General features: G+C 43.4%; 9 protein-coding genes. 4 read left to right on the forward strand and 5 right to left on the reverse strand.

Annotated elements, in window-relative coordinates:
• Positions 1 to 91: 91 nt before the first annotated feature.
• The 4 genes from alc to ACT3QQ_RS07195 all read left to right on the forward strand — a co-directional run bounded on the left by alc (position 92) and on the right by ACT3QQ_RS07195 (position 2,964).
• Positions 92 to 1,174: an allantoicase gene (gene alc, locus ACT3QQ_RS07180; RefSeq protein WP_444527468.1), complete on the forward strand. Its 1,083-nt coding sequence runs from the start codon at positions 92 to 94 to the stop codon at positions 1,172 to 1,174.
• Entirely contained in the window at positions 1,174 to 1,704 is a 531-nt protein-coding gene (locus ACT3QQ_RS07185) for an ureidoglycolate lyase (RefSeq protein WP_444527458.1), read from the forward strand. The genes alc and ACT3QQ_RS07185 overlap by 1 nt, the downstream gene beginning before the upstream one ends.
• A gap of 470 nt (positions 1,705 to 2,174) precedes the next feature.
• Entirely contained in the window at positions 2,175 to 2,318 is a 144-nt protein-coding gene (locus ACT3QQ_RS07190; RefSeq protein WP_444527459.1) for a hypothetical protein, read from the forward strand.
• A gap of 13 nt (positions 2,319 to 2,331) precedes the next feature.
• Positions 2,332 to 2,964 carry a DUF5020 family protein gene (locus ACT3QQ_RS07195; RefSeq protein ID WP_444527460.1) on the forward strand — a complete coding sequence of 211 codons (633 nt, stop codon included), beginning with the start codon at positions 2,332 to 2,334 and terminating at the stop codon, positions 2,962 to 2,964.
• A gap of 131 nt (positions 2,965 to 3,095) precedes the next feature.
• On the opposite strand, the gene guaD is transcribed toward ACT3QQ_RS07195, so the two are convergent.
• From guaD to ACT3QQ_RS07220, 5 genes are all read right to left on the reverse strand, one after another.
• Positions 3,096 to 4,523 carry a guanine deaminase gene (gene guaD / locus ACT3QQ_RS07200; RefSeq protein ID WP_444527461.1) on the reverse strand — a complete coding sequence of 476 codons (1,428 nt, stop codon included), beginning with the start codon at positions 4,521 to 4,523 and terminating at the stop codon, positions 3,096 to 3,098.
• A gap of 82 nt (positions 4,524 to 4,605) precedes the next feature.
• Entirely contained in the window at positions 4,606 to 5,577 is a 972-nt protein-coding gene (locus tag ACT3QQ_RS07205; protein WP_444527462.1) for an XdhC family protein, read from the reverse strand.
• The gene (xdhB, locus tag ACT3QQ_RS07210) at positions 5,570 to 8,143 is read right to left on the reverse strand and encodes a xanthine dehydrogenase molybdopterin binding subunit (protein WP_444527463.1); all 2,574 of its coding nucleotides are present in this window, start codon (positions 8,141 to 8,143) and stop codon (positions 5,570 to 5,572) included. The genes ACT3QQ_RS07205 and xdhB overlap by 8 nt, the downstream gene beginning before the upstream one ends.
• A 78-nt stretch (positions 8,144 to 8,221) precedes the next feature.
• Positions 8,222 to 9,934, reverse strand: a complete 1,713-nt coding sequence (locus ACT3QQ_RS07215) for a xanthine dehydrogenase small subunit (protein ID WP_444527464.1) — start codon at positions 9,932 to 9,934, stop codon at positions 8,222 to 8,224.
• A gap of 948 nt (positions 9,935 to 10,882) precedes the next feature.
• Positions 10,883 to 11,500, reverse strand: a complete 618-nt coding sequence (locus ACT3QQ_RS07220; RefSeq protein WP_444522022.1) for a flavodoxin family protein — start codon at positions 11,498 to 11,500, stop codon at positions 10,883 to 10,885.
• Positions 11,501 to 11,634: the final 134 nt, after the last annotated feature.

Consider the following 11,634-nt stretch of genomic DNA (forward strand, 5'->3'; position numbering starts at 1 on the left):
ATTCATAAATAAAATAAGCCATACGTTATTAACAAACACTATCACTAAAAAAGGAATCATTGTGAGTCAAAATACTTCAGAAGTTGGGCAAATTATCTCAGCAAATAATCTACCTGATACCCTGCCAGCATTTACCAAAAAATCAAACGTCGCTGACAGTCGCTTGGGGGCAAAATCACTATTCGCTACCGATGATTTTTTTGCAGATAAAAGCCGTATTCTAAATCCTGATGCGCCTATTTTTGTCGTGGGTAAATTTGACAACAATGGTAAATGGATGGACGGTTGGGAAACACGTCGTAAGCGTCATTTGGGTTACGATTACTTGGTTATCCAACTTGCACGCCCAACCAAAATAGCCGGTCTCGATATTGATACCAGTCACTTTACGGGCAATTTCCCCTCTTCTGCCAGTGTCGACGCATTATACGCGCCCGAGCTGCTGCAGCAAAATGAAGCTGAGCTTTCTACTCTAAACAAAGAAGACTGGGATGGTAAAAACTGGCAGGCGCTAGTGGGTATGACTCCGCTACAGGGTCACAATCATGAGCTGATCGAAATTGATAATGAGCAAACGGTAACCCATATTCGTTTGAATATTTATCCAGATGGCGGCGTTGCCCGATTACGTGTCTATGGTGATATTCAACTTGATGCTAGTCTGAACAAACAGGGCGAGATGCTAGATTTAGCAGGCGCATTAAACGGTGGCCGTGCGATTGCTAGTAACGATGCGCATTTCGGTGCTGCTAGTAATTTACTGCTACCGACTAAAGCGCCTAATATGGGCGATGGTTGGGAGACTCGTCGTCGCCGTGAGCCAGGTAACGATTGGAGCATTATTGCGCTAGGCCAAGCAGGTATCGTTGATTCTATCGAGATAGATACTGCTCATTTCAAAGGCAATTATCCTGATAAAGTCTCTATTCAAGCCGTCTATTCACCAAATACGCCAGAGCAAACTTTAGTGACTCAGAGTATGTTTTGGGATACCTTACTTGAGCCGCAAAAGACCAATGCTGATGACGTTCATCACTTTAGTAAAGACAAGCTTCAACTTGATAAACCCATTACTCATATTCGAGTCAATATCTTCCCAGATGGCGGTATCAGCCGTGTACGCGTGTATGGCAAAGTAGCTGAGGTTGATACTGACACTGAAGAGGCAAAATAATGAGTGTCATCCTAACGGCTACGCCCTTGACCAAGGCCAATTTTGCACCATATGGCTCGGTCATCGAGCGGTATGATGCCTCTGAGCAAACCGCTGACAATACTTATGAGATCAATAATGGCTACGCGGTTCGCCATCATGCACTTGCCGAAAGCAAGCTTGATGGTGGCTCAGTCGGTATGAGTATTTTTCGAGCCAAAAAACGTAATAATCCTATCGCCCTCTCCGTCATGGAGTACCATCCGCTTGGGACACAGGCGTTTGTGTCGATGGAAGGTCAGGACTATATCGTTGTCGTTGCGAAAGCTGGTACCCCCCCACAGTCTGCTGACGATCTAGCCGTATTTTATGCTACGTCTCATCAAGGCGTACAGTATGATGCCAACGTTTGGCACCATCCACTGTTAGCACTTGGGTGCGATAGTGACTTTTTGGTGATTGATCGTATCAATGGCGAAGGAAATAATTGCCATGAGATAGATATCACAGCCTGGGATGTGTTTATTAAATTAGAAGAAGAAAGCAGCTAACCCGTTGCATTAAAGTCTATTATACGAACTTAAAGCCAGCTAATAAGAATTAGCTGGCTTTTTTATAATGACTGAACTTCTAAGCCCGATTTATATTGATTAAAAGATACTGTTATACAACCCAAGTTGGGGCATACAGATGTCTATTTTGGTGCTTTTACGACTCATTCGCTCATTTGTTAGCACTGTCTTTTGCATACCCTCAGAGTTAAGGAAATTAGGCGTAAGATTTGAGCAGATTTAGGGAGTATTTTGCCTATTTTATACATCAATCATAGTGAAAACCAGTAAATGCTAGAGAGCATAGCTTTTGTAGGTTCGTGGCACGATTATTGAATACTATTTAGTAGTAAGTACAAAAACGCTATTCGTCAATGTCTACTCAAAAAATAGAACTGACTAATGGCATGCTTATTACAAAGAGGCATTTAAAATCATTCAGATTCAATGGTATATGAAGGAGTCACATTTTGCATTTTGATTTACGAACCAGCCTACTCTCTAACTCACCTAGCCGAAAGCAAGCCTTCCTCAAACCGTTGTCAGTGATGACAGTTGCTATCGCCGCTTTCGGTAGCATGTCTAGTATCCATGCTGAGACGTTTTTTTACTGACACAAGTATTTCCGTGCTTTATGGCAGTGATTATGAACTCGTAGAAGACGGAGAACTGACGACCGCTACATTAGAACATGTGTCTGCGCACGACTGGGGCGGTGTGTTCTTCTTCGTCGATCGTAACCAAGGTGCTAATGATATTGAAAACAATAGATTTAGAGAAACTTACGGCGAGCTGTCTCCTACACTCAAAATGGCAACTTTTGACAACAGCTTTATTAAGCAAGTTAATTTAGCTGCTACTTATGAATTTGGCTCAAACAGTACTGGCTTTGACCAAGACAATTATCTGGTTGGTATTGGTGCCGATCTGAATGTACCTATTCCAGGGACGAAATTTGCGTCGGCTACTCTATATCACGCCTTTAATGATAATACTGACGATGATCAACAAATCAGCTTAACCTATGGTTGGGAGCGCAATAATTTCGTAGTAGATGGCTTTATTGACTATTCATTTAATAACGATGATATTGAAGATAATACTCATATCAACCCACAAATTAAATACAACTTACAAGAAGTACTCGGTATTGATAACCGTTTAGAGGTCGGTATGGAGTATAGTTATTGGAAAAATAAATACGGTGTTGATGGCGTAAATCAAAACTCTCCTAGTGCATTGGTAAAATTCCATTTTTAATATGTAACAGACACTAGCAATAAAAACCTCTGTTCCTATTGGATAGAAACAGAGGTTCATTTATATCTAAAAGAAGCGTCACTTGCTATTGGTGTAGTTGATGTAATTACCGCACTGATAGATTTGCCTATTTATGCTGTTAAAACAGATTTGCGGTAGCGGCTCACACCTGCGATGACTGTTTGATTAATGACTCTGTCATCGCCCAGCATCATCAATACAAACAGCTGCTCTTCAAGTGTTTTAGTCTGCGCCATGCGTCGCTCAAGCAATTCAGTTGCCTCCATATCGATGACCACAAAATCTGCTTCTTTATTTGACATAAAGTTACCAATTTTATTGTCCAATAAGAGCGACTGTGCATTACCCAACGTAATTTGGTATAGCCCTTGATGAGCAGATAGCTGATTGTTTTGCAGTTGTTGGATTTTATAGGCTTCTGACAGAGTCGTCAGCATTGATAGACTCGTCCCTGCCCCGACATCAGTCGCGATACTGACACCGGTATAACTTAACGTCTTGGGTAAATCGAACAATCCACTACCCAAAAACAGATTAGAGGTTGGACAATGTGATATCTGTGTACCAGTCGCACGTAGGCGCTCGTACTCTGATGTCTCAAGATAGATTCCATGCGCCAAAGTCGTACGACGACCTAGCAGTCCCATATCATCATAGACATCCAAGTAGCCTTTATGATTGGGATAAAGCTGTTTTACAAAGGCAATCTCATCACGATTTTCTGCTAGATGCGTCTGCAAATAAATACTCTCATAACTGGCATACAGCTCACCTGCCATTTGTAGTTGCTTGGGTGTCGAGGTAATAGCAAAACGCGGCGTGATGGCAACATGTTGACGTCCTCGCTCATGCCAGTTATCAATGATATTTTGGGTATCCCGAATACTTTGTTCAGCAGGCACGCACAGCTGTGCAGGTGCATTTTGGTCCATCAGCACATTGCCCGTGATCATACGGGTATTTAGCTTATGACTTTCCGTAAAAAACGCGTCTGCCGATAACGGATGACTGGTAGAAAACACCATGGCACTTGTCGTACCATTAGCTAGCAGTTGGTTTAAAAAAAACTGCGCCGTATCGTGCGCTACTTTTGGATCAGCAAAATTGGCTTCGGTCACAAAGGTATAGTTGTTGAGCCAGTCGAGCAGTTGCTCACCATAAGCGGCAATCATATCGATTTGTGGATAGTGCACATGGGTATCGATAAAACCCGGCATAATGAGTTTGTCGCGATAGTCATGCACTTTAACTGCTGGCTTGCCCTCTGCATTAGCATACGTAGATAAGATAGTTTCGCTATGACCATACTCTACGACGCACCCTGTCATATCATCTACGACAAGCGCACCATCAGCGATATATTCAGGATAGACCCCTACACCTTCAATCACTGGTAGTAATATCGTGTTTTGATCAATCATCGACGTTTTTGAATGATTATAATGACTGGTATCAGATACGTTGGAAGTCGCGCGCTCAGTACGATCACTTTCGGTCAGATAATGCAGCAGTCGTGCTTGATAGATATGTATGGTCATTTGTAGATTCCATAATGGCTTGATAGTACTGAGCGATTTAATGATTTAATGAAAAGTATAAAATTTATATGAAGTGAGCCGCTCAAGAAGTAGCCTGATGGTATTGCTGTAAGAGCTGCGCCACGATAGAAACCGCCACCGCCATTGGCTCTTTTCCGCCAATTGGTAATCCAATTGGCATGACCAACTGACTCACCAGTTGGTCATTGTAGTCACGCTGAACCAAACGATCTCTAAAACGCTTGGCTTTAGTTGCCGAGGCAATGCAACCTACGTAAGGTGCTGTGACATCTGAGCACTTATCATCAGCTGAGCTGCTATCAGAAATAGTATCTAATGCCGCTCGCACTAACTCAAAATCCACACTATGGTCATGAGTCATAACCAGAATAAAGCGCTGACCACCTTGCTCGATAAATGGGCGCACAAAATCTACAGGCTCATCATCGATACGCGGACGAATATGCGCTGGCAAATTATAACGTTTGGATTGCTTAGTATTAGATTCATCAACTAAATAACGCTCAAACATCTCTGGACGACTGTCTACCCAATCTACCTGACATGGCAGCTCAGCAAGAATAGTCATGAGTGCTGAGGCCACATGTCCTGCCCCAAATACCAGTACTGACATCGGCGGTGTTACATTAAAGCACTCGAACATAACAGTGACGCTACCGCCGCAGCACTGTGCCAATTTTGCGCCTAGCGGGTAGTGCTTGGTATAGACCGCATCACGGCGCACCGCTTTAGAGGATGCTGCCGTGCTGTCGCCATCAATTTCAGAAACTTTTGGTTTAACTTCTTTTGAGACAGTTGCTGCAATTTCACCATTCAATAGCTGCCGTGCCGTATTGATAACGTCGTGCTCTAAACCGCCGCCGCCCAACGTATCCACGATACTATCTTGCGTAACGATCATCTTCGCCTGTAGCGCTCGAGGAGCAGACCCATTCACAGCTACGACCGTTGCCAACACATGAGCGATACCTCGCTGCTGATATCGCGCTAGACCTTCATACCAAACAACTGGTGGTGCTAATAAATCACTCACTGTGTGCAGGACCTCTTACCCCTGCTACATTTGGGTGCTCTATCGCATCTGGCTGCTCATCGGTCTGTTTACCTTCTACTTCTTTTGGGTCGATATCTTTAGCATGGCGCACGTCTTGCGGCATTACTTTGTCATTGTAGAGAGTATCATTTTCTTCTACACCTTCGACAAGGCTATCAACCGTATCCTTGTCTGCTTTTGTCTCTAGATCCCATGAGGTACCTTGCATATGCATTACAGCTTTTAGCACAGCTTCTGGCGTCGCAGGCATGGTCAGTTCTGGATTCTTTTTATAATCACCAAGGCTGGCGATCGCATTGTTGAGAGCACACCAAACGCTGGCTGCTAGCATAAACGGCGGCTCACCCACGGCTTTAGAGTTATAAATGGTTTGTTCTTCGTTTTTGCGATCGTACAATTTGACATTCCACTGTTTAGGCAAGTCATGCGCAGTTGGAATTTTATAATTGGCAGGGCTATCAGAGGCGAGCTTACCTTTATCATTCCAGATCAACTCTTCTGCCGTGAGCCAACCCATACCTTGCACAAAACCACCTTCAATCTGACCGATATCAATAGCCGGATTAATTGACTGCCCTGCATCATGTAGCACATCACAGCGCAATACTTTGTACTCACCTGTCAACGTATCAATCTCAACCTCAGCACAGGCAGCACCTAATGCATAGTAAAAGAATGGACGTCCCCATGCTTTAGAGCGATCATAAAATATTTTTGGCGTTTTGTAGTAGCCAGTAGAAGACAAGCTGATACGGTTCTGGTATGACAGTTGAATCATTTCCGCAAAGGTCAGCGTTTCTTTATCACCGATGTAGACATGGTTATTTTCAAAACGTATGTCTTCTTGCGCCACGTCGAAATGCTCAGCCGCAAACTCAACGATGCGCGCTTTGATACTTAAGCAAGCGTTCTGTGCCGCTTTGCCATTGATATCTGTACCTGATGACGCGGCAGTTGGTGAAGTGTTAGGCACTTTGTCTGTGCGCGTCGCTGATACTTTTACCGTATCCAGATCCACATCAAATTCATTGGCGACAATCTGGGCGATTTTGATATACAGCCCTTGCCCCATCTCTGTACCACCATGATTGAGGTGGATACTACCATCGGTATAAATATGTACCAATGCACCTGCCTGATTAAGCGTTTGCACCGTAAATGAAATACCGAATTTTACTGGCGTTAAAGCAAGACCTAAGCGTTTATCACTGCCTTCAGCAGCAGCTTGTTTGTTGGCTTGTAGGATTCGTTGACGACGATTGTTATAATCGCAATCGTCTGCCAATTTGCCCATAATAGTCGCCAAATCAAAATGCTCGATAGTTTGACCGTAATGGGTGCTTTGACCATCTTGATATAAGTTTGCTAAGCGTACTTGCAGCGGGTCCTGCCCTAATGTATAGGCAATATGATCCATCATATATTCAGCAGTCATTAGACCTTGTGGACCACCAAACCCTCGATAGGCAGTATTGGATACCGTATGTGTCTTACAGCGATGACCTGCTACGTGGGCCGCTGGATAATAGTAGGCATTGTCACAATGGAACATCGCGCGATCGACGATGGCGTCAGACAAATCTGGCGCGTAACCACACAAGCCAGCCAATTGCATATCAACACCTAATATACGACCAGACTCGTCTAAACCAACCTCATAGCGGTTGGCAAACTCATGACGCTTACCTGTCACGACCATATCGTCTTGCCGATCTAAGCGCATGCTGACAGGGACGTTATACTTTTTAGCGATAATACCGCACAGACATGCCCAAGCAGCAGCTTGTGTCTCTTTACCACCAAAACCGCCACCCATACGGCGTACAACTGTGTTTACCGCGTGAAATGGTAAGTCGGTCACCTCAGCGACCAGTTGCTGTACTTCGCTTGGGTGCTGTGAAGAGGTATACACTTCTAGCCCGCCATCGTCACAAGGCACCACATAAGATACTTGGCCTTCGAGATAAAAGTGCTCCTGCCCGCGCATATGAATATGACCTTCAATGCGAATCGGCGAGTTCTCAAGCGCAGTCGCCGCATCCCCACGCTTCATAAAATGACTCGGACGCACAAAAAACTCTTGCTCTAATGCTTTATCAATACTAAGTACTGCTGGCAATGGCTCATATTCTACCATCGCCTTAGTGGCAGCTTTTTTGGCAGCACGATGACTGCGCGCCACCACCACAAATAGCGTCTGTCCCACATACTCTGTGATTTCATCCACCATCAGTGGCTCACCATCAAACACCGCACCGATATCCGTCTGCGCAGGTAAGTCTTTAAAACTTAAAACATCGACTACCCCATCCGCATCTCTAACAGCGCTTAAATCCATGTTCAATACACGTGCATGGGCGTGGCTACTCTTACCCACTGCCAGATGTAGCGTACCTTGTGGTTTTGCAATATCATCCACATAAGTCGCCGTCCCCATTACTTGGCTGATTGCACTATCATGCTTAGCTGAGGTGCCAATTTTATTTTTTGGCGGACGCACGCGGCGGATACTATAACTGTCAAATAAGGACGAATGATGGCTCATAATGGATCTCTTTAATTGATGCTTTTTTATTTTTGGCAAATATAAGAATTAGGCAGTATCAGCAAACAACGCTATTGGTTAAGTAGTCTCTATTTGACTATCTGCTACCAACTGTTTACCGCACTTCACCAGTAAACGCTGTACCACATGTGAGCGATATTCACGGCTGGCTCTGACATCAGTCATAGGCGTAACGTCTGCAGACAAGACTTGTGCTGCCTTTTCAAAACTTGCAACTTCAGCCGATTGTCCAATGAGCGCTTGCTGACACCTTACAGCTAATAATGGTATGGCCGCCATGCCGCCAAGCCCAAGTTTTGCATCCTCTATTGTCATGCCATCTGCTGACACATCAATTCGCGCAGCCAATAGACACGCTGAAATATCATCCTCATAGCGCTTGCTAATTTTATGAATGAATAAGTGCTGATTGTCATGAATCAAAGGAATATGGATAGCGACCACATAACTGCCTGCTTGCAATTTGGTCTTTTTATAATCTAAGAAAAATTCCGATAATGGTATGATCTCATCTGTATAAATAGCGTCGCTATTATTTGAATCGCTACTTGATTTTTCACGATTAGGTACACAATGACGCAGATGAATTGACGCATCTAATGCCAATAAAATCGGTGGCAAGTCACCAATCGGCGACGCGTTGGCTATATTGCCGCCAATGGTGCCCATATTACGAATTTGCGGAGAAGCAATGCGCTCAAAGACTTGCGCGAAACTTGGAAAGTACTGCTCTAATATAGGCAACATCTGCTGATAGCTCATACCAGCACCTAGCATCAGTGACTGGCTAGAGACCTGATCGTTACCTGCTTCTGCATTGTTCGAGTCAGAATTTGCGTCAAATAACGACCATGACTTTAGTGCCTCAACACCTGAAAGCTGAATAATAACCTCATGATCAACCAAATGCTGGGTTACGCTCAATCCCAAATCTGTGCCGCCTGCCCAAATCGTTGCTTTTGGATTGGCTGCTAATACTTGATTCAGCTCATCTAATGTTTTAGGCATATATAACTGTCGCCCAGCATCATTGAGTGCAGGTGCAATAGCTTTCGGCTCTTGATTTTGTAATTCGGTTGGCTCGTTGTTAGATACTGCTGACTCTTTTGTACTTGCCATAGCATCTGTCGCTAGACTGATAGTTAGGTCTTTTACCGCTGACTGCTCTGCTTCTCTTTGCTGACCGATATCACTCATCAGTAGGCCTGCCTCGATAATCGGGCGATAACCTGTACAGCGACATAGGTTGCCGGATATTGACGCAACCACCTCATCATAACTCAATTGTTTGGCATCTCTCTGATTCGCTGTGTTTTTACTTGCCTGTATACGGTTATTTTCGTAAACGCAGGCAAGTGACATCACAAATCCAGGCGTACAAAAACCGCACTGCGACCCATGACAGTCAACCATCGCTTGCTGCGCTGGATGCAGCAAAGCACGGTCTGGATGATTTTCAGGATTATCTGCCAAGTAAGAGGCTGTCATCAGATGGTGACCATCCATAAGTGACACTAGCGTAATGCAGGAGTTAATCGTATAGAACGAAGGCGTCGTATTTTTTTCGTCACCATTTTCAGTATTAAGCACTTGCTGGCTAGTATTAGGCAGACGCTGGACCATCACAGTACAAGCACCGCAATCACCACTACCACAGCCTTCCTTAGTATCCGTTTGGCCTTCATGTAATCGTAAATACTCAAGCACCGTCGTATTAGGGTTAAGTTGGGTTAGCTCATGGCGTTTCCCATTTAAGTAAAAACTAATCATAGCAAGACTCGGCTAAAATAAAATAATAAAGATAAGCTTAATGCTTAAGGAGTTTGGTGGCTTAAATGCTGAACGTAAGCGCTTGGTTTGTATCATGTTGTAACCGTTTAAGTACGGCTCTACTGTTTTATCACTGCTAAGGTATGTGCGGCTTTGCTTACTAGCACATTTTTATTATGCAAGAGGATCGAATCGGGTAAAGCTCACTCTCTATACCAGATATAATTGGTTGCAAACATTAGCGTTCATCGAACAATTTTGTTAGAAAACTCGTACGTTAGGATACTTGACTATTTGGTCAGCTTTCAACATATTATCACTATTCTTATTTATAACACAACCCGTTAAAATGCCTATAGATACTATCTCACCGTTGGCAAATAATTGGTGGATAACTCAAACATAAGAAAATAGCTATACGTTTTGTAGACTTTATTCATAGTCAGGCTACTCAATATCAGATGCTGTTTTTATAAATATTTTAAATTTAATATATGTTAAATAAAATTAGGTATTAAATAAGTCGTACGACAAACAGCGAGATAACGTGCGTAAAAACAGCATCAAATACATATATTCTCTTTAAACTGCTATAGCTAGCTGATTTTATATATAATATCTGAAAATAAGCCTGACTTTTCACCGCTATGCTTCTGATGATGGGTAGTTGTGACATGTCGCTGGGCCAAAATCGTTTTTGAGATATTACTATGAAGTCATTAGCGCTTACCTATTTGCTAGTAGCAACGATGCTATTAGGAGGCTGTCAATCGTTTCAATTTGTTGACAACCCTATCCCCGTGAACCCTGCTCCTACCAAAATTGTTGCTCAATAAAAAGAGCTTGGGGCTTAACTGACTGATCGCGCAATAAAAATTTCCACAAAAAAAAGCAGACATCGATAATGTCTGCTTTTTCGTTTAATTACTCTGTTGGCTCTAGCTGTTTTTAGCGCTTAGTATCAGCTGGTTGATGCTTAATAATCGTTTTAGCCAGATGATCTCCAAACCAAATAGCAGTATCAATGTCACCAGAACCTGGTGTCTCTTCAGGTGGGCCATCAAGTGACTGAGTCATTAGACCTAAAAAGCTAGAGAGACGGTTCAAATCATGAGCCTCATGACCTGTCGGCATCAATGGCAGACCAATCCAATTCATACCATGCTGCATGGCATATAAAGAAATCTGCTGCAATACGGCAAGTTTATCACCACTCAGGCCGCCCGAATTGGCAAAAGCGGCTGCCCATTTACCTTCCCATTTGCGATGATACCAACGCTTAGATGTCTCATCCATAAACGTTTTAAATTCAGCCGTCACACTACCCATATATACGGCACTACCGAAAACCAGCAAATCTGCCTGATCTAAATAATCCCAATCAACCTCATACACATCGACCGCTTTGGCTTGCGCTTCTGGCAGTTGCTGATGCGCACCTTGTACTATCGCCTCAGCGACACGCTTGGTATGCCCATAATTACTATGGAAGATAACGGCAATTGAAACATTAGGCGTATTGTCAGTAGATATCGAGGTGTCAGACGATTTAACAGGTGTATTCATACATACTCTAATAATAAATAATTGGTTGAATAATAAAACTTATAAGATACTTGATACTTGGCCACAATCTACAGCTAGTGGCTCTATTTTCATCGATAAGTACTTGGCGATAGCTTAAATTCTCGAACTATCAG

It is taken from the genome of Psychrobacter sp. AOP7-A1-24 (assembly GCF_052376235.1).
GTDB lineage: Bacteria > Pseudomonadota > Gammaproteobacteria > Pseudomonadales > Moraxellaceae > Psychrobacter.

Coding starts and splice junctions, on each gene's coding strand:
- ACT3QQ_RS07185 (WP_444527458.1), top strand. CDS start 1,174: ATGAGTGTCATCCTAACGGCTACGCCCTTGACCAAGGCCAATTTTGCA.
- guaD (WP_444527461.1), bottom strand. CDS start 4,523: ATGACCATACATATCTATCAAGCACGACTGCTGCATTATCTGACCGAA.
- xdhB (WP_444527463.1), bottom strand. CDS start 8,143: ATGAGCCATCATTCGTCCTTATTTGACAGTTATAGTATCCGCCGCGTG.
- ACT3QQ_RS07215 (WP_444527464.1), bottom strand. CDS start 9,934: ATGATTAGTTTTTACTTAAATGGGAAACGCCATGAGCTAACCCAACTT.
- ACT3QQ_RS07220 (WP_444522022.1), bottom strand. CDS start 11,500: ATGAATACACCTGTTAAATCGTCTGACACCTCGATATCTACTGACAAT.